The sequence below is a fragment of the Microcoleus sp. A2-C3 genome, from assembly GCF_036706065.1.
In the GTDB taxonomy this organism is placed as follows: Bacteria; Cyanobacteriota; Cyanobacteriia; order Cyanobacteriales; family Microcoleaceae; genus Microcoleus.
The window spans coordinates 35,439-60,039 of sequence record NZ_JAUBVX010000025.1 but is presented as its reverse complement, the minus strand read 5'-3'; the positions used below and the strand labels follow the sequence as shown (position 1 = coordinate 60,039).

The following is a 24,601-nucleotide window of genomic DNA, read 5'->3' as shown; positions in this document are numbered from 1 at the left end:
TCAAAGACTCAGAATTTTCCTCCTGACGCACCCTACGGTTAGTTAGCTATTGTAGGGTGCGTCAGGTGAGAATATAAGGATGGCAGACTCAGAATTTTCTGCCTGACGCACCCTACGGTTAGTTAGCTAGAAACCAATACGCTTAGGTTAGCAATCTCAGACGAATTTTATCTCACGAATTTATGGGAGATACACACCTGTGAAAGGAAGTCTAATTGTTCTTCTCTAAACGCTATTCGGTTAAAACTGCTCACTCTTCAACCCGCGCATCCGGGTTTTGTTTCTGTAGAGGCGGTTTCAACCGTACGTCTTAACTAAAATCTAAAATCTAAAATCACAAAATGCCCAATTCAATTAACCAAGTTCAGCCGCCGCTGGAATTCATACCCCCAGCCTACAACCCCCTAGTAGTCAAGGGTTGTCAGCAAATACTCCCTTGGTGGCTGCGATTTAAGACGAATATCAGCCACATTCAAGCCGAAAACGTCGAAACCCTCGCCGAATTATTCCACCAATTTCAAAATCAGAAAGTTCGTTTCTTGCTAGCCTTCCGCCACCCCAACTGCGACGATCCCTACTGTTTGGGACAACTGGTTTGGAAACTCGTTCCCCAGGCGGCGCGCGCCAAAGGCATTCCCCTGCAATTCCCCGTACATTCCCACTTTATCTACGATCGCGGAATTCCCCTGTGGGCCGGTTCTGGCGTCGGCTGGCTGTATTCTCGCCTCGGTGGTACTCCGATTGTGCGCGGTAAGATCGATCGCGCTGGATTGCGATCGGCCCGCGATTTATTTGCTAACAGCCAATTCCCGATCGCCGCCGCCCCAGAAGGCGCTACCAACGGTCATAATGAAATAGTTAGCCCCCTGGAACCGGGAATCGCTCAAATGGGTTTCTGGTGCGTTGAAGATTTGCTGAAAGCCGGACGTACTGAGGAAAAAGTGTTAATTGTGCCGATCGGCATTCAATACCGTTATGTCAATCCGCCTTGGGAACCCTTAGAAAAACTTTTAACTCAATTAGAAATAGATTGCGGACTGCCACCCTTAGATCGCACCAATGTTGCCAATTTAGAGGCGGAAAATTCCGCTCCAGAAGACCAAAATCACAAATTTCAATATCTGCGACTGATTCGACTTGGCAGCCACTTATTAACAGTAATGTCAGAGTTTTACAGCCGTTTTTATCATAAAAAGATACAACCAACAACCTCGATTTTAACATCATTATCCCTACCAGACACAACGACCAATGATTCGAGCAATGAAGTGATGGTAGCTCGACTGACAGCACTGTTAGACGTGGCTTTGCAAGTAGCAGAAGAATATTTTTACTTAAAGCCCAAAGGCAGTTTAATAGACCGCTGCCGCCGTCTGGAACAAGCAGGCTGGGACTATATTTATCGAGAAGATATCAAAGATATTGCAGCACTTTCTTCCTTAGAAAGAGGATTAGCCGATCGCCTCGCCGAAGAAGCAAGTCTGCGGATGTGGCATATGAGACTGGTAGAAAGTTTCGTGTCCGTCACGGGCAGGTACGTCGAAGAAAAGCTGACAGCAGAACGTTTGGCAGAGACAACTTTACTGCTATGGGACGTACTGGCTCGCATCAAAGGCGGAAATCCTTTTGGCCGCCCTTCTTTGGGCAAGCAGCAGGTGCAAATGACCGTGGGCGAACCGATATCAGTGGGCGATCGCTGGGAGGCATATCAAACCAGCCGCCGTTTAGCAGTTGCCGAACTCACCCAAGACTTGCAATCAGCTTTAGAAGGAATGATTAAATCTTAATTACTCCAAATTTGCAATTAGGAATACGAAGAGAGAAGTAGGAAGAGAGAATCAAGAAGAGAGAAGCAAAAATAAGGATGATATAGCAACCGCCACATAGGTTAGGACATAAATAATGTCATGAATAGATTCTATAACCCTGTAACCTAAACGGTTTGATTCTCATACTATGTAACTGTCAACTGTCAACTGTCAACCGCTATATCTTGCCTTTCTGTTCCCGCTCCGTTTTTGATTGGTCATGAAGCAAACAACTTGTTATAAACTTGGAGAAGATGTATAATTAACAGCAACTAATATCCAGTGCCGGTTAATCACTGACAATAAACTTGTTGATAGAAGAATTTATATGTTTGAGGATTTAATTTTTCATGATCAACTTAATTAGAATGGTTTAACCGGACTCGTTCCAACAATAAACGCTCGACAATGAACCAACAAAAATAACCGATGAATAACAAACATATAGATTTGTATACTAACTCAATCAAGCTAAAATTGCTGAATTATTTAGCCCAGGAATTGCTCACCCCGCTCACTTCTGTCATCGGCATGACGAGCGTGTTGAACCAAGAAATTTATGGCCCATTAACCAGCAAGCAAAAAGAATATATTGATGTGATCCAAGACAGCAGCCAGTCTTTGCGATCGCTAGTTGAAGAAATTTTGGGACTGGCAGAACTAGATGATTCCGCTTTCACCTTGAAGCGAACCGCAATTGATATAGAAACTTTGTGTCAGCAAGTGGTGACAACCCTCTCGCCGGCGGCAAGTAGACGAGAAGAAGAAATTAACTTGTCGATGGGGCCCGGGCCGCGCATCTGGTTGGCGGATAAGGATAAAGTTCAGCAAATGCTGCACCACTTAATTTTTAGCATTATTCAATCTGCTGGGGCAGGCAGCGTGATTCGAGTCCACCTTTCTCGGAAAGAAGACGGTATCAACATCGGAGTTTGGGTTTTTCATCCTTGGTTGGGAGAAAGTTTGCCCCATGCTAAACTCTACTCCGACTACTTGCAGAAGGTCGGAGCCGATAGCGGTGCGCGATCGAACTCCGAAACCAGTTCCCTCGGACTCGAACCGCAACTCCCGAAACAGACACAGGGTTCCCAGCGATTAACGCTGGCGTTTTCTGAGTTGGCGGCTTTGGTGGCCCAGGATGCTGCGGATACCGCACCTGTGTTAGCTGGTTACGGCGCCAGGGAACGCTTGGGGCTGCTGCTTTGCTGCCAGTTGGTGGAAATTCAGGGCGGCCAACTCTCGATTCAGGGCACTCCAGAATCTGGATATCGCTACGTGCTCTGGCTCCCCTGCACCAATGCTACGGAGTTGTTGGAATGGTAAAAGCGGTTGACAGTTGACAGTTGACAGTTGACAGTTGATAGTTGACAGTTTTCAATTGATAGTTGACAGTTGATAGTTTTCAATTGATAGTTGACAGTTGATAGTTGATAGTTTTCAATTGATAGTTTTCAATTGATAGCTGATGGTAGTAAATTACCGATTGCCAATTGGCAATTACCAACTTCTAATTTTCAATTAGCAATTCTCAATTACCCAATTACCAATTACAGATTACTAAGTACAAATATAAAATAGAAATGAATTCAGTTTGGCAACAGTTAACTCTGGCAAATTTGCCGCTCTCTCAGTGGCAAAGTGGCAGTTATTTATTGAATCTGGCGATCGGCAATGTGCGTAGTTGGCGACAGAGTAGCTGGCTGATGCAGTGGGCTGAACCCCTGGGTTTTGGTTTGCTGGCCTTGACGTTCGGTATGGGCCCGTTTGTGAATAATGCCCTAGTGGGGGTGTTGATGGCTGCTGGTGCTGCATTTTGGGTGCTGCTGACTGTTTCGGACGATCGCGCGATCGCCCTCACACCCATTCACTTACTGGTACTTTTGTACTGGGGCATTGCTACCGTCGCCACCGCGATGTCGCCGGTGAAAGCCGCCGCTTTTACAGGTTGGACGAAGCTAACGCTGTATTTGCTATTTTTTGCCATGATGGCGCGGATCTTGCGAGATCCCCGACTGCGATCGTGGTTAATCGCCGTATATTTGAATGTCGCTCTAGTTGTCAGTTTCTATGGCGTGCGGCAGTGGATTGATAAAGTGCCACCATTAGCTACTTGGAACGATCCAACTTCTACTCAAGCTGATGTCACGCGAGTTTACAGCTTTTTGGGCAATCCAAACTTGCTGGGTTCCTATTTGCTTCCAGCCATTGCCTTGAGCGCCGCCGCACTTTTTGTGTGGCAAGGATGGGGAACCAAACTTTTAGCGCTGACGATGCTGGTGGTGAATTGTGCGTGTTTGCGCTACACCGACAGCCGGGGTGCTTGGATCGGTTTTGTGGCTCTGCTTGTGGTGTTTTTGGTGCTGCTTTGGTACTGGTACAGCCCTTTGATGCCTAGGTTCTGGCGGACTTGGGCGCTGCCGTTAGGGTTAGGAGGTTTGGCTGGGGCGTTAATTTTGGGAGTGGCTTTGGTGGAGCCTCTGCGCGATCGAGTTTCGAGTATGTTTATCGGTCGTGGTGACAGCAGCAACAATTTTAGGATTAATGTTTGGACGGCGGTGATTGACATGATTCGCGATCGGCCAATTATCGGCATTGGGCCGGGAAATACTGCTTTTAATAAAGTTTATCCGCTTTATATGAAGCCAAAATTCACTGCTTTGAGCGCTTATTCTGTGCTGCTCGAAATTGCTGTAGAAACAGGCTTTATCGGTTTAATGTGTTTCCTGTGGCTGATGACTGTCACCGTCAATCAAGGTTTATTGCAGATAAAAAGATTGCGCGATGCCCAATTTAACATCTCTAACTCGCAGGAAGCATCCCCAAATCTTAACTCGAATCAGGGGTTTTGGTTGATTGGGGCGATCGCAACTTTAACTGGCATGATGGCTCACGGTTTTGTCGATACCGTTTGGTACCGGCCAGAAGTTAATATGCTTTGGTGGTTGATGGTGGCGATTATTGCTAGTTTTTACAGCAACTCGCAACAGCAACAAGATTCAGCTTTAACCGAGGGCGAGTAGAGAGAAACTGGTAGCGGGGTTTTCTCCCCGCAGGCCTGCGGATGCTAGTTCAAAAAAAGAATGCAGCTTTAGGCAAGCTGCAAGCGATGATAGTCATCAGTCATTTCCAATTCTTTAATCTCAATTCTTTAATCTAAAATCTCAAATGGTATAAGGTGCGCAATGCGCACCTACACAACTACTACTACATACTACATACCTGTGGATGTAAAGTGCTGATGGCGCACTCTAAAAAATTCCTTGAAAATAACTCTTATTCTTCGCTCGTAGGAGGCATGACGAACCTAGGACACGGATAATTTCCACCATTTCTATCTCTGCACCGCCGCCACGTTGACTGATTCGAGTTGAACGGCGTTTCGACTGATTCATTCACTGTGGGCTTAACAGTCGCAGGAGTTGGCAGTGCTCTTGAGGCTTGACTTAGCTCCAGTACCGTTATAATTGCCAGTATGGTTGATGAAAGCAAAACTGTGCGTTTCATTTATTTGTTTTTTCCTCTTTTAATCGTTGACGTGCCATTCCTATCCATATATCCTCATCGAATTCTTGGGAATCCGCATACTTTAGACAAATCTTCCACTGTGGTAGCGCCTCCTTCGTCTTTTTCATCCCTTCGAGGACTTGCGCTTTTAAGCAGTAAGTTGCTGGTCTTTCGCTATCCAGCTTAATTGCTGCATCCAGATGCTGCAATGCTTCTGAATATCTACCCTGCTTCAGCCGAGCCCATCCCAAATTTTTGAGTAAAGAATATTTTACTCGATCGTCCTCAGCTAACTTTAAACCTTGCCACAGCAAGTGAACGGCAGCAGGATAGTTTTTTTTGTCTACTATATATAATCGAGCCAAATTGCTGTAAGCAGCAGGCATACCGAGTTTTGCAGCTTGCAGATATTTTCCTCTGGCGCATTCTAAATCTTGCACCTCTTCGCAAAGCCATCCCAAATTGTAAAGAGCTGGTCGGCTTTTGGGATCTACGGAGAGCGCTAACTCATAGGCTTCTTGAGTATCAGCCAATCGATTGGCTTTATAGTTTTCCAAGCCTTTATTGTTAAACAGTGAGGCGAGTTCTGGCAACCCAAATTGCCAGCCACCAAAGCCTACTGCTAACATCAGTAGAAATGCCGCCCATTTGGACTGATGATGCTTTTTTGTTGGCTCTTTCATGACATTAAAAATTTTAGCTAACGGTGTCGTTTTTAGCATCTTTTAACTTGAGAGTTGGGATATTTTCTTGTCTAGATTTAATTACCACCCTCATGGCATCATAATTTTACGAAATGACTCAAGCTTGAGCCTATTTCTCATTTCTGGTTTGCAATTCCACAACCGAATGCTGGCGTAATGCTGTGATTACGTAGATGTATTCGAGCATAGGTTAATCTTTCGTGGGACTCCACAAGCAATCCGGATATTTTCAGAAAGATTGAAGATTGAAGCGGGAAGCGGGTAGGATGCTTACGAAAATAAGTAATAATACTTAGTCTGGACAGCAGATAGGGGACAGTAGACAGTTGAGAGGTGACTGACTACTGACTACTGACTATTGACTACTAACTACTAACTACTGACTACTGACTACTGACTAAGCTGTTGGCCATTTAAATTGAATATTCGGGGCAGGCAAGATGCCTACCCCACAAGACTTTGATTGTTTCTTGACACACAATTTAAAAGCATAACAGCTTACTGACTACTGACTACTAACTACTAACTACTGACTAAAATTGCTTCATTGCGCGCTGCATATCCCGGTTGTCTTCCCGTTTCTTCAAATCTTCGCGCTTATCGTACAATTTTTTCCCTTTCCCCAAACCGATATCAAGTTTTACCCAGCCACCTTTCAAATACATTTTTAACGGCACTAAAGTCAAGCCTTTTTCTTCGACTTTGCCGATCAATTTGCGGATTTCTTGCTTGTGCATCAGCAATTTGCGGGTGCGGCGAGGCTCGTGATTAAAATAGTTGCTAGCACTTCTCCAGGGCGAAATATGAACGTTAATCAGCCATATTTCGCCGTTTTTGACCAAGGCATATCCGTCCCGCAAATTTGCTTTTCCTTCTCGAATTGATTTGACTTCGGTTCCTTTCAACTCGATGCCGACCTGATATGTATCTATAATTTCATACAGATAGCGCGCTTGTCGGTTGTCGCTAAGAATCTTGTATCCTGTACTTTTTTCGCTCATTTTTACCTCCGATAAAATTATTATAAGGCTAACATTTATGTATAGAAAATAGAAGCTTGACAAAACTTAATTTACAGGTCTAGGCATTACCAATTTTGCTGAGCTAAGATTTCATCAATGTGAATGTCAAGCGGTATTATGCAGCGCACCAATATTCCCGATTCGGGAATTTCAGATTCTGTTAGTCCCTCTCAGGCGGTTAATTTGGTTTGGCTGGCTCCTTTTTTGCTGGCTCTTGCTTGGTTTTGGGCCAATATCTCGGCTGTTAAGTGGCTGTTATCCTCGTTTGTTGAGATACCGGCACTGTACAAGATAGCAATTGGTTTTTTGATTGTAGCATTAGTAGTGCGATCGCTCAGTTCGGGCGATCGCCCGTTAGCGAAGCCCGCCTCTACGGGAGGCTCATCAACGAAGAGGAGCGCCCTTTCCCCAAATATCGTTTTGAGGCGCAATCCGCTGCTGTTGATGTTGGGTGCAGGTGTTTTGTCGATCGGCACAAGGTGCATAATAGATATCCCACAACTTACCGTACTGCTATTTATCCTCGGAACTTACGGGCTGTGCGGCTTGTTTGCGGAGCCGAATTTTTGGCAAAAAAACTTGCCAATAGCCGGCTTACTGGCTTGTATTTTACCCTTCAGCAACCAGTTTAATAGCGGATTGGGTTTACCCGCGCGAGTAATGACTGCTCATGTAGTAGAACAATTGCTCTCAATCCTGCACGTAGGAGCTATTTCTTCTTACGATATCCTGATTTTGGAAAACGGTATCGCTCAGGTTGACGTGCCTTGCAGCGGCATTAAAACCCTATTAGTCGGCACGCTATTTCTGCTAATGGCTACCTGGTTAGAAAGCCGAAAATTGAGTTTTCAATGGCTAGCAGTATGCGCTGCCAACTTGTTAATGTTGTTGTCTGCTAACGCTTTGCGGGTTGTCGTGTTAGTGCTGGTAGCCCAAGCTTGGCAACAGCCAACCTATGCAGAAATGCTCCACGTACCTCTAGGGATTGTGGGTTTAGTCTGCGCTTGTTTTGTAAGTTGGTTGATGCTACAACAAGTTCCCAAATTTCAGGCAAACCAAGAAAGTGATTTTAACTCGCAACAACATTCAGAAATACTGAAAAATCAGCCTCTGGCAAAACCCGGACTAATTGTGGCAGTAGCTGTTTTGGCAGTAATTGCTCAATTATATCATGTAGAAAGTGACAAATTGGCGATCGCCCCTTTGCAACTACCGACACAAATCCTATCCGAAGCAATCCCCCTGAATGCCAGCGAAGAAAAATTCTTCGGCAATTACCCAGACACCCAAACCGAAAAAAAGAGATTTGTCTCCGGCAACTTAAACGGTTCCATGTTGACAGTAGCCAGCACATCTTGGCAAACCTATCACGCACCAGAGTTGTGCTTTGTCGCCAGCGGCATCCCCGTCAATCGCATAGAAAAAAAACAGCTAACTCCTGCTATAACAGCGCGCTGGCTGTCTCTCAAAAATAACCAACTATCTGCTGCATACTGGCTGCAATCTTCCCAGCAAACCACAGATAACTTCTTGTCGCGCATCGGCAGCGACATCACCCATCGCAATCAGACTTGGGTGCTAGTTTCTATTCTTTTTGACAGTTCCGTAAATCCTGATAATACCGAGGTACAAGAGTTTACTGCTAACGTACATAATGCTGTTAAACAAAGCTTAAAAGGAGCAAAAAATGAAAGCCAAGCAGGTATTTGATGCAATTTTTAAAATTATTTTCTGGGTGTGGAACATGACATTTTTGTCAATTGTTTATCTGGGAATTTTGCCGTACCTGGCAATTCCCTTAATCCAAGCAACAATAGACCGAATTATTCCCATTGAATTTTCCTTGACTCTAACAGCACTGATCGCAGTACCGACAGTATTTACCATAGTCGGAGCAAGGCGTTTTCAAAGGCAACCGCTACAGCTAATGCGCTTATTTTACGGAGTAGAAGCGCCGTTATTTTTACTCTGCTTAATTAGGCTATTTATGCTGCGAGAACTGAATCCAGCTAGCTCGCTAATTATCGCTACAATCGTTTTGTGCATCGCAGCATTTTTAGTAGAAATGCTCTACGGATATTTGGGTAAACAAGAAAAGCTTGAAGATATTTCAATATCTCAAAATTCTGACAAAAAACAGCCAAGTTTGATGGGATTCCTGGGAAACAAGCGAAGTGCGTGGATACAGTTAGGATTTCACAGCTTAATGTTGTTAGTGGGAACTTGGGCGGCAACCTTGCTGATGTTTTATGCTTTACCCGTCGCACTTGTGAGCATAGTTGGATTTTTTAGTTTTGGCTGGGTGACACCACTGATAGAGTCTTTAAAGTACAATTCATTTGAAATAATTTGGTGGCTACCATTATCCTTAATTTTGTTTGGTCTTACTTCCAGCTTATTCGTGGTAATGCCTTCACTTTACGGCTTTCTTTACATCCAATCCGCGCGCAAAATATTAAACAGTTTTGCTTCCCAATACGGAAAAAATAAAGCAATCATGGGCAGCTTGGGAGTTATGGCGGCTTGGCTGGCGATTTTCGCAGCTTTGCTACAGCAACCCCAAATTCAAGCAATGAAAATACTGGCAACTCCCGCAGCCAATGATACTGCGCGTCAAACTTTATTAGCCAAATCTGATATGATTCGATCGGGCTTAGTTAACGCTTATTTATCTCCGTACCGCTACCTCAGCACTGTGGGAGAAAACAACCACATTTATGAGATGTACAAAAATACTTTCAGTTTGCCCGATCGCGCGGCTCGGAACGTGCAGAACAGCTACAATTATTTAATGTCGCCGTTTTTGTATCAAGGCTCTACTTCCGATGTTAAAAAAGCCGAAAAACTCTATGCTGGATTCTTCGATACCGAAATTCAAAAAGGCGACGCAGCAGCAGTAAAGCACGCGGTGCAGTCAACATCTAACCGCGAAGAAGCTAAGGCAGGTTTGCTGAATGTCAATGAGGAAAAAGTATGGTTGCAATCGCAAGAAGTTACACTCACAGAAAATGGCGATTGGGCTGATGTTCAACTCTACGAAGTTTACAAAAATCAAACGCCGAACTTGCAGGAAGTATTCTATTACTTTTCACTGCCAGAAAGCGCCGCAGTTACAGGAATTTGGCTGGGCGATACTGGGGATTTGAAAAAGCGTTTTGTATTTACGGTATCGCCCAGAGGTGCTGCACAACAAGTTTACAACCAGCAGGTGAGAGAAAGGGTAGATCCGGCTTTGCTCGAACAAGTTGGCCCGAAACAATACCGTTTGCGAGCTTTTCCAATCCCGCGTAAACGAGAGTTTTCGCGCACGCAAACTAACGCGCCAACGGAGATGAATTTGTGGCTGACTTATAAAGTGATGCGACAGCCACAGGGTTGGGCGATGCCAATTTTGGCTGAAAAACGCAATATTTTTTGGAATCAAAATACTCGCCGAGTTATAGGGGGAAAGGAGATTAAATATAGTAGCACAGAGGCAAAAGAAACTTGGTTGCCGACTTTTGTACCAGCAGTTTCGCAGCAGCAAGCAATACCGCGTCTGGCGAATTTACCGGGAAAAAATACGATTTCTGCTAAGCCGCTGGTTGATGCAAATTATTCGCTACCGCAGGGCAAAAAGTTTGCAGTGATTCTGGATACTTCCCGCAGTATGGCGGGGGAAATGAAGGAGGTTAAGGAGAATTTTGAATGGTTGAAAGCGAATACTGTAAAAGCAAATACGGTTGATTTGTATGTGGCGAGTGCTGCGGGAATGCCGCCGAAGTTGGTGGAAGATTTGCGGAGTTTTGATGTGGAAAAGTTAACGTTTTATGGTACGCTTCAACTTAAGGATATTCTGCAACAGTTTGCAAAGTTACGCGGTGATCAAAGTTATGATACTGTATTCTTGGTGAGCGATCGCCATAGTTACGAGTTATCGGACGATCGCAAAAACGCAATTTCCATGCCCTCACCCCTATGGACTGTGCATTTGGGAGGCTTACCACCCGGTTATGATGATGGAACTTTAAAGCTGATTCAAGATAGCGGCGGCGGAGTTGCGACAAATATCACAGAGGCTATGCAGCGAGTGGCGACGACAGCAGTATCGGGTAAGTCTACAATTAGTGTTGTTGATGGCTATGTTTGGAGTTACAGCAAAACTCCGAAGGCGGCAGCGATTCCGAAAATTACAGATGATGAAAATGAAGGTTTTAAACCGATAGCTGCGCGGCAGTTAATCACCGCACTTAGTAAAGAGAAAACTTCCAATCAGTTGACTCAGTTGGATGCGATGCACTCACTGGCTAAAACCTTTAAAGTCGTGACGCCCTATTCTTCGATGATTGTGTTGGTTAATGATGCGCAAAGGGAGCAGCTAAAGGCGGCGGAAGCTAAAAATGATCGATTTGAAAGAAAGGTAGAATCTGGTAAGGAGGAGTTGACGAAACCTAGCAATCCTTTGAATGTTTCTGGGGTTCCTGAACCGGAAGAATGGTTGCTTTTGATCGTTGGGGCGATCGGGCTTTTGGCGGTTTTTCTCCGTCAGCGGCGCGCCAAAGTGATAGGTTGAGAGTGAAAAGTGCGATCGCCCAGGGACTCAGAAACCGGGTTTCTTAACCAAATTCCGGTCAGGATAGCCAAATTCTCGCAGAAACCCGGTTTCTGGCGATCGCCCAGGGACTCAGAAACCGGGTAAATCATGACTAATCTATATCGACAAAAACGCGATCGCCCTCGATCTTTACCGGATAAGATTCCAGGGAATCGGGTGAATTCAAACACTTACCAGTATCTAACTTGAACCGATATTTGTGAAACGGACAGGTAATAATGCCGTTATCAACCTTACCCATGTCGATCGGATATTCTAAATGAGTGCAAGCATTGCGGTAACAAGTGACATTCGCACCTTGGCGATTCAAAATCAGTGAAGTATCCTCAACTTTTACCTTTAAAATATCCCATTCTGGGACTTGATTCAGCGCTGTTATCTCTACCCACATAAAATATTTTTGCTCCGAAATGAATTTTGTCTAGACTTACGCAAAATCTTTATATAGCGGTTCTCAAAAAAGTGAGATATGCCCTATGCCCTATGCCCTATGCCCTATGCCCTATGCCCTATGCCCTATGCCCTATGCCCGATAGTACCTCATATGAGAGCTCGAAAGGCTATAACTTCACCCGGCTTTTGGGCTGGTTGCAGCGGACTCTACTCGCTGACAGAGGCAAAACTCAAAACGATCGCCCTCTGAGACAATCTGAGGCATGGGAAAAGCAGGCAAAGCACTCAAACAGGTGCTGAAAACTTACGTTCAAACACGATCGTGATGCCATTAAATCAGCCTGGTTTTGCACATTTATGAATGGTTTCCTGCGCGATCGCACAGATTCGGCGATCCGAGGTGGTTTCAGCCTTGGCTGTGCCTGTGTTTTTCTAGGATATGGGAAAAGGGCGATCGATCTAAAGAAGTTGCGGGCGATAATACTGCGTATCGCTAGCGCGATCGTGTTTCACATCTGGGAAAATAAAAATGTAACGTTCCGGTTAAGTGGCTACAAATAACTTTTGCATCACCACCAATATCTTTCGGTAGTCCGATCCAACCTGGTTGTTAGACCGTCGCGATCGCCAATTGACGCTGTTATTGTCCGCGTCCTGGTTTGCAATCTACAAAACCTAATGCCTCTGTGTCAAGGAAACTAGCGATCGCCATTTCAATGACAGCTTCGATTGGGTATTCAATTTCCGCAGCACGAGCAATTAGGGCAGCACGAATTCGTTCAGGGAAACGTCCTAAAATAACTTCGGCATCAGCGAGGGAAAGTTGCTCTTGAAGTTTGGCTTGCATGGCGTTTACATCTCAGTTGGAATTTGGACGTTGTAAGGGGGTTCAGTAGCTCTTAGAATGATGGCTTCTAGCTCCAATAGTAACGCAGGCTTCTCCCAATGAGAAATTGTCTGTACTGCAATCCGTATGTCTTCATCGCTATATTTATCGAGCCATGCCCACAAAAAAGCTTTGTGCCCGCCACTGAAGCGACCTCGTAAACTCTTGGTTTTACCGATGTAGAGCAATCCATCAGTTCTGTGCCTGATTGCATAAATGCCAGGACGCGCAGGAATGCTCTCAAACCCACGGGTCAAAGGTTGACATTGCTCAAAAGGAATGAAAGCAATCGCGTCTAGAATTCTTCGCGCTTGGATTTGTATGTCAGAATCATTCGTTGGCATGAAGGCAAGAAGGCTAATTGCACAGAAATCATAATCCCACAAATTCTGTTACAACCATCATCAACTACGGATGGTTTCCTGCGCGATCGCACAGAGAAGGCGATCGAGTCCGAGCTGATTTGAGCCTGGGCCGTGCTTGTATTTTTCTAGGATATGGGAAACGGGCGAGCGATCGGGTTTCACCTGTCGGTAAAAAATGTAACGTTCGCACTCACTGGACGCTAGTAACCTCTGCATCATAACCGATCAACTCTCTGCGGTCGGTGTGCATGGGCGTTGTTAGACACCATTTGAGCTAGATGGTGTTACAGTTGTTGCATCATCTAGCATACGCATTAATAAACTTGCAAAACCTAGAATCTCAAAAGTTTTTATTGGATCAGAGGTATCCAAGAAACGATGGCTGAGTGGATTCTTAAAACTACCGATTGCGCCTCGGTACATAGACTGTGCTGCCTCCTGTTCTGAATTTACTTCACTAAAAATTAGCTTTGGTTGATTAGGACTCATAACCTTTGAAACCAGCTTAACTCCTAGATCAGTTGGTTCTGCTGATGCACGAGCTCGAATTTCTTCTTCGACAGTTTTCATCGCATTGAATATTGCATCATCATACTGTCCCAATTCAAACTGTTGCTGGCACCGCTGAATAATTTTTGGATGCAAAGAATTGATTGTAAATTTGAAGCTAGTCTGGGGTTCAGGTATCATCTGACCTAACCTGCGCTGCAAGTCGTCAATTAGTTCTTCACTCGACATCGAATTTGCGCGATGCTTGTAGAGAGTATTTTCAAATGGTGTTAGAACCTTTTCGTAAACTTCCTGAACATACTGACGACGTAAAGCATAACTACTTAAATGAGCTGACCAGTAATTATACCAATCCCACAGGGATCTAAAAGAATTTGGATTCTCAACATTGAAGCCTTCATTTTGTAGAGATTCCAGCTTCAAACTCACTTCCATATATAGCTGCTTATACTCATCATCTTTTTCCTGAATACGTGCTTCACCTGTTGCAACTGTCACCATAAGTGTCTGAAGTTCGTGAATTTTCTGCACAAGTTGTTCAAGTAATTGTGGTGTCATATAGAAAAATAATCTCTATTATTGATTAGTTATCAGTTTGGAGGTCTAACGATTTAGTTTAACTGCTCGCGCTCTTTCCAGGATAGAAAGACTTTTTAATAGTGCTGCTACAACTTCTCTTTTTCGTCTCATATATTAATTACTAATATAAAATCAAACAACTTACAGTTTCAGCAATGCTCGTACTTGTATCTCTCTACTTGTACTTTATGTTAATAACAGTCTCCCCTTGGGACCCAACTCTAAAATTCACATTACAAGGAATACCTATTTCATTTAGGTTAGTACCAATATTTATACCTGCTTCTTTGGCAATTTTTATCTCTAACTCATCGACCCCGTTTTCTTTGCCGGATCTAATTATTTCCTTGATATTTTCAATATCATTCCCCTGACTTAAAGTAGCAGCATCAATAACCTTCTGAGCTAGTGGTTCAATCAATAGTTTCCATATGTCATAACCAGGGATAAGGCTTCTCCAACCATGAGGAAGGACAGATTTAAAGGCAATTGCAGCTATATCATTGTAATCAATTGAGACTTTCTTAGTCATCGCTTAATTTGCCTGAGCAATCTCTAGAACTTCGTTGTGATCCGCAGCAACTGCGTACACCTCCGCGTCAAATTCACAATCAAAAGGCGTGTGAACCACTAGCTGAACACAAAACCAAGGACTGTCGATCGCAGTTGCGACGTACTCCCCCACAATGGGAATCTGGGCAAACTCTCGTGTTTCGTTGTTAGACCAACCCCGTTCCTGCGGGCTTCTAGTGTGAAAAAACACTTTCATTGACATCACAAACTCCTTTGAGTTGCATAACAGTATAGCTCAACCGCAGCAGCTACTGTGCACGCTTAGCTCTTTTCGCTACATAGCTATAAAATACCGCAAATTGCTCATGTATGTCAATTTCTTCTTACTCCCGTCGGAATCTCCTGTTGCGGGTATAAAAGCATAGCATATCGTGACTAGCTCCTTCCTTGACAACAGCGATCGACTAAAGAACGCATCAAACAGTGTAAAGCCCCTCAATCTACAATTGTTATGCTGAAACAAAGCATCTGTCCTTTCAGCACTATCCAATATACATCATTAAAACGAGCGAATTGGAAGTCTACAGTTGGGTGAATACTCGCGATCGCCACCTAGAACCGATCGCCCCTCAACTCCCTTCTCCCATACCCACCCCAACCACAATAGTTAATAAAAACTTTACAAAACTTACCAAGTCGCCCAATACGAGTTAGAGTTATCCTAGAAAATCCAGCAATCCTGCAAAGCGTCAACCTTCCCGTAACTCATCCAGTGGTTCGATGACTCAAACCCAAAGCACAAAAACTACCAACACAACCGCAATTTATTCCTTGACAATTGCTCCCGCCCGTGTATTGCGGGGTCAAAAAGCCCTATCACAAGCCGGAGATGCGATCGCCCGTTTCGGAAAGCGGCCCCTCATCGTCGGCGGCAGCAACTCCCTCGCCGCCGCCCAACCCTACCTGCAACCAACCCTCGAAAGGGCGAGCACGGGGGCATCGCCCCTACAATCCGCCCACACAGACTACGGCAAAGATTGCAGCGAAAACAGCCTCGAAACCCTCCGCGAAGCCGCCCAAACCCATCAAGCCGACTTCATCATCGGCGTCGGCGGCGGCAAAGCCTTGGATGCAGCCAAACTCCTCGCGCATCAGTGTCAAATTCCCATTGTCACCATACCGACATCAGCAGCCACCTGTGCCGCTTGGACAGCCCTTTCTAACATTTATTCCGAACAAGGCGCATTCCAATACGATGTCACATTAGCCAGATGTCCCGATTTATTGATACTCGACTACGGCTTAATTCAAACCGCACCTGAACGAACATTAGTAGCAGGAATTGGAGATGCGATCGCCAAATGGTACGAAGCATCAGTCAGCAGCGGACACTCCGAACAGACAATGATAATTGCCGCCGTCCAACAAGCTAGAATCCTACGCGATATCTTATTCCAAAAATCAGCCGCCGCCCTCAAAGAACCCGGTAGCGAAACCTGGCAAGAAGTCACAGACGCAGCCGTATTGCTAGCAGGAGTAATCGGCGGCATCGGCGGAGCCCAATGTCGCACCGTCGCCGCCCACGCCGTCCACAACGGCCTAACTCATCTATTAGCAAGTCACGGCACATTGCACGGAGAAAAAGTCGCCTACGGCATTTTAGTACAACTGCGACTAGAAGAAATGCTGCAAAACAATCAACTCGCAGCCACCGCCAGACAGCAACTGCTAAAATTCTACGCCGAGATTGGATTGCCCCAAACTTTAGACAATCTAGGACTTGGAGACATTAGCCTCACACAATTGCAGCAGGCCGCCGACATAGCCTGCAATCCCGACTCTGACATCCACAGACTGCCGTTTAAAGTCGTACCCGAACAATTAATGGCGGCGATGGTTTCTACTACCGCACCTGTGGGAGAATTGAAAATCAAGCATTAAAACCTTTTGTAGTAAGGACTAAAGTCCTGAAAAAACCGTGCTAGAAAGCAATACGGTTCAGTTCATTAGTGTCAACGTAGCCCGCAGACCGCCTGGGGTTTAAACCCCAGGCTAATAGCGAAAGTCCTCTTAAGAGGACTGATGAGTTTTCCAGTCCTCTTTAGAGGACTTTCGCTTTGAGGCAGGGTTTAAACCCCTGCCGGACTGCGGGTTTGACCCTAAGTTGACACTAATGGGTTCAGTTAAGTCCGATCTCCCTGGCACACCCCTTAAGAAGGGGGAAACAAGAGTATTCTCAAAGTCCCCCGACCTAAGGGGGATTTAGGGGGATCTCCGGGTGTTAACTAAACCGTATTGTGCTAGAAAGGACTGAAGTCCTGACTACAAACCAGAAAAACTGACAACTGACAAAAAATAAATGACCTTGGATTGGATTACCCCTGCTGACAGGTTGCAAACACTACCGCCCTACGTATTTGCCCGTCTCGACGAACTCAAAGCCCGCGCCCGCGAACAAGGACTAGATTTAATAGACTTAGGAATGGGAAACCCCGACGGTGCCACTCCTCAACCAGTAGTAGAAGCAGCCGTCGCAGCCATCCAAAATCCTGCAAATCACGGCTATCCACCCTTTGAAGGAACTGGCAGTTTTCGCCGCACAATTACCAAATGGTACAGCCGCCGCTACAATGTTGAACTCGATCCAGAAAGCGAAGCATTGCCTTTATTGGGTTCCAAAGAAGGTTTAGCACATTTTGCGATCGCCTATATCAATCCCGGCGACTTAGTATTAGTACCGAGTCCCGCTTATCCGGTATTATTTCGCGGCCCGATTATCGCCGGTGCCAAAGTTCATAACATCATCCTCAAACCCGAAAATGACTGGGTAATTGACTTAGGTTCGATTCCCGATAGCGTAGCCGAACAAGCAAAAATTCTCTACTTTAATTATCCCAGCAATCCCACCGGAGCCACCGCCCCCCGCGAATTTTACAAAGATATTGTTGCTTTCGCCCACAAACATCAAATCTTGCTAGTTCATGACTTGTGTTATGCGGAGTTAGCCTTTGACGGCTATCAACCGACAAGTTTATTAGAAATTCCCGGCGGCAAAGAAATCGGCATCGAATTTCATACGATGTCAAAAACTTACAATATGGCCGGCTGGCGAGTGGGTTTTGTAGTAGGAAATAGTAAGATAATTCAAGGTTTGCGAACGTTAAAAACTAACTTAGATTACGGTATATTTTCCGCCTTACAAACAGCAGCGGAAACAGCACTGCAATTACCGGATAGTTACTTGCACGAAGTGCAGGAACGCTACCGCACTCGCCGCGATTTTATGGTTGCAGGGCTGGCAGAATTAGGGTGGAATATTCCTAAACCTCTGGCTGCAATGTATCTTTGGGTTCCTTGCACTCCGGGCATGAGTTCGACTGATTTTGCCCTGAATGTTTTGCAGCAAACGGGTGTGGTTGTTACTCCTGGTAATGCTTTCGGCCCTGGTGGCGAAGGATATGTGAGGATTAGTTTGATTGCAGATTGCGATCGGCTGGGAGAAGCTTTGCGCCGCTTGAAACAAGCAAACATTCGCTATCAGTAGTCATTGGTTATTGGTTATTTGCCGCTCACTCTGCATCAACTCATTATTATGTTGAAGGTGACACCCATTATCCCCTAAACATAATAATGAGATTAACAAGCTCAGGCGCATATAAATTGTACAATCAAGTTTGATGAAATTATTGTGCGGTGTCCCGCCCGCCCGAAAAATATAACGCAAGGTGCGGGACAGCTTAGTGCGTAGGATGCCCCAGAGCAGAATAAACCTCTTAAAATTGAAATAATCAATCTCCGACGCACTCTACAAGTTGATTTAAGAGTCACTCTTTATTTTGTGGTCAGGTTTAAAACATCCGTGGATGTACGATGTCCGACGCCGTGCATCCTTAGTTATACTTAACAAAGATCATTAAGAAAGCATTCTTGCTATGCCCCTAATTGAATCTAAGTTAAACAACACCCGCAACCTTTTACAAGAATTAGGCAACTCAGTCTCTAGCTTAGTTAACTCCTCCCCGGATGTTTTTGATGATTTGGGGATTCAATCTTGCCTACAGGAATTTTTAACTGTTCATCAAGAAGCCGTCCAACGCTTAGAAAATCCTAGTTTTCGGATTGCTACTCTGGGCACAACTTCCTCTGGAAAGTCAACGATTGTTAACGCGCTGATTGGTCGGAAAATCGCACCGATTGAAGCCGGAGAAATGAGTGGGGGTGTATTAACCATCAAACATTCTCAAGAACAGAGATTAATGATTGCAGAAACGGAAGATGCTGCTTGGGATACTGGTGAATGGACGGGATTAAGCGATGAGGATTTATACCAGCGGATTCGCGCAGTTATGCACTCCTATCACGCGGCGCGGAAAAAGCGTGAGTATGTTGCGCCACAAATAACCGCTCATGTTCCTCTTTTACCTGCTTGTGATGCTTCTTTACTGGGTTTACCCAACGGAATCTCAGTTGAATTGATTGATTTACCGGGATTGAAATCAGTTCAAGACCGGGCTAACTTAGCAACTATCCAAAAGCAACTTAATAAAGCTTTTAGTTTAGTGGCTTTGGACTATATGCAGGTAGATGATGAGCACAGAAAACGCCTATTGGAAGAATTAAAGAAAGTTGTCGAAGATCTACAAGGTCGCACAGATTCGATGATTTTTATCTTAAATCGGGTCGATAACCGAGGAACCGATGATTTACCCCTATCAGAGCGGATTGATAAGTTAAGAGAAGAAATTAAAGAGGTCTTATCACTTCCAGAACTTCCTGATGTTCTGCCTTTTAATGCTCGTCTTTTATATTATGCTCAGTGTGCTTGGGGTTCAGGAGCGGGTAACGAACCGTCAGTGATCAGTCAGGAGATACGGTTAAAACTCCTTAAAGCTATGTTTCAAGACTGTGCAGGAGTTATTAAATTAAATACTAAGGAGAACCGCAATTTAAAGGATTGGTTTCGCGATATTGAAGATCGGGTAGATGACAATAAGACTATTGATGATGAAACCATGCGGCAAATTCTCCACTCTTCTTTAGAATGGAGTGGAGGTAGAGAACTTTGGGATCGTTTCCGTGTGCGGGTTCAAGAATCATTTGCTGAATTGGTAATACTTCCTGCATTGTTGGAAGTATTCGATCCTTACAATGCTTTAGCAGAATCTCTGGAAATTAGGATTCACCCCATAAAAATTTCCCAACAGGAACAGGTTGAGCAAGAAAGAAAGAAAATAGATAAAAGCCGTCATTATTTTCATAATATCAAAGAAGTTGGGAAAGAATTTAAGGTAGAAATTGAGGAACTGAAAGCAGGCTTGAAAAGCGATGATCCTAAAATTAATGATCAACTCGTACAAGAGGCTGTCAAAAAAGGACGTAATGGATTTCAGCGGATTTTTGATGCGGTTAAAAAAGATATAGTAGGGGATTTAACCACATCTCTAATTGTTCCAGTTCGCGATGCTTTTAAAAATAATCAAGGAGCTTTTGAGCTAAGAGATAAACTAGGGGAAGTCACATTACCTTCATTAGCGGAGGATATTTGTAAATACTATGATCATGTTAGTCGCAGACTCAGTAAATTTTCTGGTGAGTCAGAATACTTAGTTAAGCGGATACGGGCTGATGATGATAAGGGGGAAAAAGAACTTGAATATGATGCGGTAAAAAAAAATGTAGTAGGGGATTTAACCACATCTCTAATTGTTCTCATTCGCGATGCTTTTAAAAATAATCAAGGAGCTTTTGAGCTAAGAGATAAACTAAGGGAAGTCACATTACCTTCATTAGCTGAGGATATTTCTAAATACTATGATCATGTTAGTCGCAGACTCAGTAAATTTTCTGGTGAGTCAGAATGCTTAGTTAAGCGTATACGGGCTGATGATGATAAGGAGAAAAAAGAACTTGAAGATGATGAACGCTATGTTCGCTTGCTATATCACAGGATGAGAGAAGCTATATTTGTAAGGGCAGAGTTTGTTCTACAATCAAACGCACAACAGTTTGAACAAGCTTTAGAATCATTAGTTGAGGAACAAGTTAAGAAACTAAAAGTTTTTCTGACCGAGGGCAATTTTTCTTCGATTAATCTTGAAAAAGTAGCCATCAGTAATTTAGGCAAAAAGTTAACTCAAAACTTGCCAACTTTACCAGAAAATTTTTTTGAGGTATCCGAGAATAATATCAAGCAAAACCGTTATAAAAAAACAGAGGTTGAATACATCGAACTTTTCCTTCCGTCTCCAGGCTTAATGGCAAAACAATGGTCAAGTGGAATTGAAAAAGGGAAAGGGAGTTTGTGGGATATTTTGCTTGAGTGGATTCTCCAACGGTTAGATTATGTTAGCGATATCTTTAAAGAATCCGTTGATGAGATTACCAATCTAGCTGAACGTGATTGGCAGCAACAATCAAGTATTATTGAGGGCAATTTTGAGCAAAAAAAACAGTTTTGGCGTGAGTTTGAAGCTAAAAAAAATCATGCAACAGCAGATTGTGAAAAGTTACAAGAGATTTTTCGTCAGTGAAGCAAGTTTTAAACCTAATGACATTCAGGAGTTAAAAAATGGAATCTAGTGATATGGATAGTTTATTATTAATAGTAGTAGGAGTACCAGTAGTAGGAGGAGCAGTATTAGGAGGAGCAGTATTAGTAGTAAGAGCAGTATTAGTAGTAAGAGCAGTAGTAAAAGCAGTATTAGGACCACTTCCTCCCAAACCAGTAATTCCACCTTCTTTAGTTTTAGTGATTTCCGCCTCGCACGCATATTTTCTTGAATCGCTAAAAGACAAAAAGCAGATTGATGTTAGTGAGGGAGAACAACTTTACCAAATTACGAGATATTTATGGCTAGGATCTGAAACTGAACTTTCTCAGAAAATACCTGATATTAATGAGTATTCAGTCGCCCAAGGAGCCGAATCAGAATATAACATTTACTTGGTTGAGATTAAACTCAAGCAATCTGACGAAGGATTTAAGCCTAATGTCAATCAACTCGATAGATATGATGCTTTTCGTAAGTTAGCTGATTTAGCAGTTGATATTAAAGTGTCAAATAGATTGCAAATAGAAGCCTATGAAAAGCTTGAAGTTTATAATCGCTAAACAGGATAAAGTAAAATGCTGATTGATGCCACTCTTTTAGTTAAAAATCCAGAAATTATCAAGGGTTTACTTGATGGTTCCATGAAACGCTATGGAAGCGTTATTAGATGGGCTGCGGGAACTGTAAAGGCTGGTCAAATTGTCCGCCATTTAGCCGAAACTCCCGGACTGACTAGCAAACTGATGACTGTTCCATTTGATCCCATTTTGGCAGGAATTGATGTGATTGGTCATGGGCTCACCTATCATAAATTAATCGGTATCGATCGTAAATTAATCGGCTTTGAAAAAACCTTATCCTCAGTGATGGGGCTAAGTCAAATTGCTGCTGGCGCAAGTGTTTTAAACCTTGGTATCAGTATTGCTGGCTTTGCCTATATGGGATCTAAACTGAACCAAGTACAAAAAACTTTAGGTCACATTCAACAGTCAATGGAAGAAGGCTTTAACCGTGTTGAAGCTGGCTTAAATCGGATTGATAATCGCTTAGATATTATCTCTGAACAATTGGCATATCTGTATTTATTGGTAGAAGACAGCCACCAAAAGCAAAAAAGCCTCGCGAAAGCTATTTCCAATCTTCATCAAGCCATGCTAATTCAAGAAATTGCTGCTTTAAAAGCTGAACTTGATGATCGTTCTCGTTTTCCTGATGGATCACGGAGTTCAGCCCTTAAAACAGCTTCGAGAGTGCGACTATTTCTCAGTAATCAAGCAATGCAAGCTACCCCAGAATTAGATGCTGAAATTATGCTCAATGCTGATGTTTCTATTCAAGGTTGGGCCGTAGCCACAGCAACAGAAGCCAATCTTCTCCTAGAAATAGGAAAACATCAAGAAGCTAAAGAATTACTGGCGTTAGAAATCCCCCAATTTAAACAAGTCGCGGAAAGATGGGGTAAGGCACTAATCAATGATGAAAACACTTATCTATCTACTGCTTATCGCTTTACTAATTCTCGGTTTAAAAACCATATTGCCTCAGAACGAGTAGAACGAATTACGGAAATATCACCAAGCGATCGCACTTTATCTCCTGACCAAATCCGAGGCAAAAAAAATTATGTTGATGTAGAGTTTGAAATGTCCTATAGTTCTGCTAAATTTGATCGAGCATGGACACATCGCCAAATTGCTGTAGCTGAATATTTGGATGGGTTGAGTGAACTTTTAGCAAGATTAGAGGGTTTAGAATCGTTTGCAAATCTGTGCGAAAGTAAAGGTGTTAAAAGCAGCCGTGAAATTCTGCCTGGGCCAGACACTGAACCGGGCATATACATACTACCCAGCACATAGAGTAGGGTGCGTCATATCAAATCCGGTAGCATCGGAATTAATATTAGCCACAATCAGGAGAGGACACGGCAGTGCCGTTTCCCTACAATTAATCGGGGTAGGGAAACGGCACTGCCGTGTCCTCCGTTTCTCTCATCTGTGAGTGTAACTATAACGTTTTAATTTGCTCGATCGCCCATTCAAAAGTTTCCATAACTTGCTTCAGGGCTGATTCGTCTTGCAAAGTAAACAAAGCCAGACTCGGCGACCTTCTTTCCCCTGGTTCTGTAGGTAGTGAAAGACCGATCGAACTAAACCTATTTCTCAATTCCAGCCAATTTTCCTCCGCATTAAACGGCGGTACAGAACCGTAATTGTCAGCAGAAATCTCCATTCTGCCAGCAATATCTACAGTAAATAACTGATAGGGTTTTCTGCCCTTGTGAGGAAACCAAGCGGTAAAACCGCCGTAGATATCTCCTGTTCCCCAGTGGATTTGAACTTCGGGTTCTTGACTTTTTGCCCACAGGTAAATTTCTCTTGCCATTTGCGCCTCGTCCGCGCCCCGTCTAGCTTTGATTTCCGCAAAAAATGACGATTCATCCCAGCGCCTTCTTTCGCGCGTTGAACTGGATTTTTTATGCTGTGCTTCGGCTGTCTGACCGATAACTCTGGGAACCAAGGTTTTCAAACCATCTTCACTTACGTACTGCTTAATTTCCAGGGCTAAAACTTCAACCGGGTCCATTTGTTCGTTGAGAAATTCGACAACTCGGCGCATTTCAGCGGAAATCTCGTCAGCGACAAACACTAAGCGAATTTTACCCGCTTGCAAATTAGTTTTAACCTTCTGCCAAAATAGGTCTTCATTAGCATCGGCGCCGAGAAACTCTTCAAAAATCTGTTCGGGATCGCGATCGCGATCGCGACAATTAGCTTCAAACAGAGCAATAATTGAATCGACTGGCCAGTAAACTACCGCATTCGCAGCATAGTCGATCGACTGACCCAACACTTTTTGCCGCAGTTGGGAATTAGGAGTTCGCCTGACATCCACCAAGGTAGGAACTGCATTTTGGTCGAGAAACAAATGATTCAGCGACCACTGGACGGCTGTTTCCTCATCGGTGGACACTGCTGTTTCCCGCGAAATTAACAGCCACCTCCGCGCCGTCGCGCGATCGATTTGGTCTCCAGCGATCAAATTAGGATAAGTTACTAGCAAATCTTGTAACTGGTCTTCCGAGTCGTAGGGCTGTTCCATCATTTCTACCAGCCTGTCGTCGTCCTGAATCAGATAAATACCTCCAGCCATGCACATTCACCTAGTAAATTTT

General features: G+C 43.9%; 24 protein-coding genes. 12 read left to right on the top strand and 12 right to left on the bottom strand.

What is annotated here, in order from left to right; genetic code table 11:
• Positions 1–341: 341 nt before the first annotated feature.
• The 3 genes from QUB66_RS15510 to QUB66_RS15500 all read left to right on the top strand — a co-directional run bounded on the left by QUB66_RS15510 (position 342) and on the right by QUB66_RS15500 (position 4,828).
• On the top strand, positions 342–1,787 hold the full coding sequence (locus QUB66_RS15510) for a 1-acyl-sn-glycerol-3-phosphate acyltransferase (RefSeq protein WP_332966139.1): 1,446 nt from the start codon (positions 342–344) through the stop codon (positions 1,785–1,787).
• 450 nt (positions 1,788–2,237) lie between these two features.
• Complete coding sequence (locus QUB66_RS15505) at positions 2,238–3,131, top strand: sensor histidine kinase (RefSeq protein ID WP_265238840.1); 894 nt, start codon at positions 2,238–2,240, stop codon at positions 3,129–3,131.
• A 257-nt stretch (positions 3,132–3,388) separates the two neighbouring features.
• Complete coding sequence (locus QUB66_RS15500) at positions 3,389–4,828, top strand: IctB family putative bicarbonate transporter (protein ID WP_332966136.1); 1,440 nt, start codon at positions 3,389–3,391, stop codon at positions 4,826–4,828.
• A gap of 253 nt (positions 4,829–5,081) precedes the next feature.
• On the opposite strand, the gene QUB66_RS15495 is transcribed toward QUB66_RS15500, so the two are convergent.
• From QUB66_RS15495 to smpB, 3 genes are all read right to left on the bottom strand, one after another.
• Positions 5,082–5,312, bottom strand: a complete 231-nt coding sequence (locus QUB66_RS15495; protein ID WP_265238836.1) for an Osc7112_2153 family protein — start codon at positions 5,310–5,312, stop codon at positions 5,082–5,084.
• The gene (locus tag QUB66_RS15490; RefSeq protein WP_265238835.1) at positions 5,309–5,995 is read right to left on the bottom strand and encodes a tetratricopeptide repeat protein; all 687 of its coding nucleotides are present in this window, start codon (positions 5,993–5,995) and stop codon (positions 5,309–5,311) included. The genes QUB66_RS15495 and QUB66_RS15490 overlap by 4 nt, the downstream gene beginning before the upstream one ends.
• A gap of 554 nt (positions 5,996–6,549) precedes the next feature.
• The gene (gene smpB, locus QUB66_RS15485) at positions 6,550–7,017 is read right to left on the bottom strand and encodes an SsrA-binding protein SmpB (RefSeq protein WP_265238834.1); all 468 of its coding nucleotides are present in this window, start codon (positions 7,015–7,017) and stop codon (positions 6,550–6,552) included.
• A 123-nt stretch (positions 7,018–7,140) separates the two neighbouring features.
• Here smpB and xrtO point away from each other — a divergent pair, with 123 nt between their 5' ends.
• Together xrtO and QUB66_RS15475 are read left to right on the top strand one after the other, a co-directional pair.
• Positions 7,141–8,748 carry an exosortase O gene (xrtO, locus tag QUB66_RS15480; protein WP_265238833.1) on the top strand — a complete coding sequence of 536 codons (1,608 nt, stop codon included), beginning with the start codon at positions 7,141–7,143 and terminating at the stop codon, positions 8,746–8,748.
• Positions 8,726–11,590, top strand: a complete 2,865-nt coding sequence (locus tag QUB66_RS15475) for a TIGR02921 family PEP-CTERM protein (RefSeq protein ID WP_332966133.1) — start codon at positions 8,726–8,728, stop codon at positions 11,588–11,590. Before xrtO ends, QUB66_RS15475 begins: the two co-directional genes overlap by 23 nt.
• Here QUB66_RS15475 and QUB66_RS15470 read toward each other — a convergent pair.
• Both QUB66_RS15470 and QUB66_RS15465 read right to left on the bottom strand, forming a co-directional pair.
• On the bottom strand, positions 11,563–11,721 hold the full coding sequence (locus QUB66_RS15470; protein WP_265238831.1) for a hypothetical protein: 159 nt from the start codon (positions 11,719–11,721) through the stop codon (positions 11,563–11,565). The two genes, QUB66_RS15475 and QUB66_RS15470, sit on opposite strands and share 28 nt — an antisense overlap.
• 2 nt (positions 11,722–11,723) lie before the next feature.
• Positions 11,724–12,023 carry a Rieske (2Fe-2S) protein gene (locus QUB66_RS15465; RefSeq protein WP_265238830.1) on the bottom strand — a complete coding sequence of 100 codons (300 nt, stop codon included), beginning with the start codon at positions 12,021–12,023 and terminating at the stop codon, positions 11,724–11,726.
• Between the two features lie 359 nt (positions 12,024–12,382).
• Between QUB66_RS15465 and QUB66_RS15460 the strand changes: the two genes are divergently transcribed.
• Complete coding sequence (locus QUB66_RS15460) at positions 12,383–12,586, top strand: hypothetical protein (RefSeq protein WP_332966132.1); 204 nt, start codon at positions 12,383–12,385, stop codon at positions 12,584–12,586.
• A 79-nt stretch (positions 12,587–12,665) separates the two neighbouring features.
• Here QUB66_RS15460 and QUB66_RS15455 read toward each other — a convergent pair whose 3' ends face one another.
• The 6 genes from QUB66_RS15455 to QUB66_RS15430 all read right to left on the bottom strand — a co-directional run bounded on the left by QUB66_RS15455 (position 12,666) and on the right by QUB66_RS15430 (position 15,134).
• A complete protein-coding gene (locus tag QUB66_RS15455) occupies positions 12,666–12,872 on the bottom strand; it encodes a hypothetical protein (RefSeq protein WP_332966129.1) in 207 nt (68 codons plus the stop codon).
• A 5-nt stretch (positions 12,873–12,877) separates the two neighbouring features.
• A complete protein-coding gene (locus QUB66_RS15450) occupies positions 12,878–13,297 on the bottom strand; it encodes a GIY-YIG nuclease family protein (protein ID WP_332966127.1) in 420 nt (139 codons plus the stop codon).
• An 18-nt stretch (positions 13,298–13,315) separates the two neighbouring features.
• On the bottom strand, positions 13,316–13,495 hold the full coding sequence (locus tag QUB66_RS15445; RefSeq protein ID WP_332966125.1) for a hypothetical protein: 180 nt from the start codon (positions 13,493–13,495) through the stop codon (positions 13,316–13,318).
• A gap of 39 nt (positions 13,496–13,534) precedes the next feature.
• Complete coding sequence (locus QUB66_RS15440) at positions 13,535–14,344, bottom strand: TIGR02391 family protein (protein WP_332966123.1); 810 nt, start codon at positions 14,342–14,344, stop codon at positions 13,535–13,537.
• Between the two features lie 196 nt (positions 14,345–14,540).
• Entirely contained in the window at positions 14,541–14,897 is a 357-nt protein-coding gene (locus tag QUB66_RS15435; protein ID WP_332966122.1) for a hypothetical protein, read from the bottom strand.
• 3 nt (positions 14,898–14,900) lie between these two features.
• Positions 14,901–15,134 carry a hypothetical protein gene (locus QUB66_RS15430; protein WP_332966120.1) on the bottom strand — a complete coding sequence of 78 codons (234 nt, stop codon included), beginning with the start codon at positions 15,132–15,134 and terminating at the stop codon, positions 14,901–14,903.
• Positions 15,135–15,451: 317 nt separating this feature from the next.
• Between QUB66_RS15430 and QUB66_RS15425 the strand changes: the two genes are divergently transcribed.
• The 6 genes from QUB66_RS15425 to QUB66_RS15400 all read left to right on the top strand — a co-directional run bounded on the left by QUB66_RS15425 (position 15,452) and on the right by QUB66_RS15400 (position 23,285).
• A complete protein-coding gene (locus QUB66_RS15425) occupies positions 15,452–15,592 on the top strand; it encodes a hypothetical protein (RefSeq protein WP_332966119.1) in 141 nt (46 codons plus the stop codon).
• Positions 15,593–15,658: 66 nt separating this feature from the next.
• Positions 15,659–16,819, top strand: coding sequence for an iron-containing alcohol dehydrogenase family protein (locus QUB66_RS15420; protein ID WP_332966118.1), 1,161 nt, complete (start codon positions 15,659–15,661; stop codon positions 16,817–16,819).
• A 418-nt stretch (positions 16,820–17,237) separates the two neighbouring features.
• The gene (locus tag QUB66_RS15415; protein WP_332966116.1) at positions 17,238–18,422 is read left to right on the top strand and encodes an aspartate aminotransferase; all 1,185 of its coding nucleotides are present in this window, start codon (positions 17,238–17,240) and stop codon (positions 18,420–18,422) included.
• A gap of 388 nt (positions 18,423–18,810) precedes the next feature.
• Positions 18,811–21,408 (top strand): dynamin family protein, encoded by a 2,598-nt coding sequence (locus QUB66_RS15410; RefSeq protein ID WP_332966114.1) that lies wholly within the window; start codon positions 18,811–18,813, stop codon positions 21,406–21,408.
• Positions 21,409–21,446: 38 nt separating this feature from the next.
• Entirely contained in the window at positions 21,447–21,989 is a 543-nt protein-coding gene (locus QUB66_RS15405) for a hypothetical protein (RefSeq protein WP_332966111.1), read from the top strand.
• 15 nt (positions 21,990–22,004) lie between these two features.
• Positions 22,005–23,285 (top strand): hypothetical protein, encoded by a 1,281-nt coding sequence (locus QUB66_RS15400; RefSeq protein WP_332966110.1) that lies wholly within the window; start codon positions 22,005–22,007, stop codon positions 23,283–23,285.
• Positions 23,286–23,433: 148 nt separating this feature from the next.
• Here QUB66_RS15400 and QUB66_RS15395 read toward each other — a convergent pair whose 3' ends face one another.
• Positions 23,434–24,579 (bottom strand): hypothetical protein, encoded by a 1,146-nt coding sequence (locus QUB66_RS15395; RefSeq protein WP_332966109.1) that lies wholly within the window; start codon positions 24,577–24,579, stop codon positions 23,434–23,436.
• Positions 24,580–24,601 lie beyond the last annotated feature (22 nt).

Excerpts from the sequence above, each read along its gene's own strand:
- QUB66_RS15395 (WP_332966109.1), bottom strand. The coding sequence starts at position 24,579 with ATGGCTGGAGGTATTTATCTGATTCAGGACGACGACAGGCTGGTAGAA.
- QUB66_RS15510 (WP_332966139.1), top strand. The coding sequence starts at position 342 with ATGCCCAATTCAATTAACCAAGTTCAGCCGCCGCTGGAATTCATACCC.
- QUB66_RS15430 (WP_332966120.1), bottom strand. The coding sequence starts at position 15,134 with ATGAAAGTGTTTTTTCACACTAGAAGCCCGCAGGAACGGGGTTGGTCT.
- QUB66_RS15410 (WP_332966114.1), top strand. The coding sequence starts at position 18,811 with ATGCCCCTAATTGAATCTAAGTTAAACAACACCCGCAACCTTTTACAA.
- QUB66_RS15435 (WP_332966122.1), bottom strand. The coding sequence starts at position 14,897 with ATGACTAAGAAAGTCTCAATTGATTACAATGATATAGCTGCAATTGCC.
- QUB66_RS15465 (WP_265238830.1), bottom strand. The coding sequence starts at position 12,023 with ATGTGGGTAGAGATAACAGCGCTGAATCAAGTCCCAGAATGGGATATT.
- QUB66_RS15440 (WP_332966123.1), bottom strand. The coding sequence starts at position 14,344 with ATGACACCACAATTACTTGAACAACTTGTGCAGAAAATTCACGAACTT.
- QUB66_RS15400 (WP_332966110.1), top strand. The coding sequence starts at position 22,005 with ATGCTGATTGATGCCACTCTTTTAGTTAAAAATCCAGAAATTATCAAG.
- QUB66_RS15405 (WP_332966111.1), top strand. The coding sequence starts at position 21,447 with ATGGAATCTAGTGATATGGATAGTTTATTATTAATAGTAGTAGGAGTA.
- QUB66_RS15505 (WP_265238840.1), top strand. The coding sequence starts at position 2,238 with ATGAATAACAAACATATAGATTTGTATACTAACTCAATCAAGCTAAAA.
- QUB66_RS15445 (WP_332966125.1), bottom strand. The coding sequence starts at position 13,495 with ATGATGCAGAGGTTACTAGCGTCCAGTGAGTGCGAACGTTACATTTTT.
- QUB66_RS15460 (WP_332966132.1), top strand. The coding sequence starts at position 12,383 with ATGAATGGTTTCCTGCGCGATCGCACAGATTCGGCGATCCGAGGTGGT.
- QUB66_RS15470 (WP_265238831.1), bottom strand. The coding sequence starts at position 11,721 with ATGATTTACCCGGTTTCTGAGTCCCTGGGCGATCGCCAGAAACCGGGT.
- xrtO (WP_265238833.1), top strand. The coding sequence starts at position 7,141 with ATGTCAAGCGGTATTATGCAGCGCACCAATATTCCCGATTCGGGAATT.
- QUB66_RS15490 (WP_265238835.1), bottom strand. The coding sequence starts at position 5,995 with ATGAAAGAGCCAACAAAAAAGCATCATCAGTCCAAATGGGCGGCATTT.
- smpB (WP_265238834.1), bottom strand. The coding sequence starts at position 7,017 with ATGAGCGAAAAAAGTACAGGATACAAGATTCTTAGCGACAACCGACAA.
- QUB66_RS15455 (WP_332966129.1), bottom strand. The coding sequence starts at position 12,872 with ATGCAAGCCAAACTTCAAGAGCAACTTTCCCTCGCTGATGCCGAAGTT.
- QUB66_RS15415 (WP_332966116.1), top strand. The coding sequence starts at position 17,238 with ATGACCTTGGATTGGATTACCCCTGCTGACAGGTTGCAAACACTACCG.
- QUB66_RS15420 (WP_332966118.1), top strand. The coding sequence starts at position 15,659 with ATGACTCAAACCCAAAGCACAAAAACTACCAACACAACCGCAATTTAT.
- QUB66_RS15495 (WP_265238836.1), bottom strand. The coding sequence starts at position 5,312 with ATGAAACGCACAGTTTTGCTTTCATCAACCATACTGGCAATTATAACG.
- QUB66_RS15475 (WP_332966133.1), top strand. The coding sequence starts at position 8,726 with ATGAAAGCCAAGCAGGTATTTGATGCAATTTTTAAAATTATTTTCTGG.
- QUB66_RS15500 (WP_332966136.1), top strand. The coding sequence starts at position 3,389 with ATGAATTCAGTTTGGCAACAGTTAACTCTGGCAAATTTGCCGCTCTCT.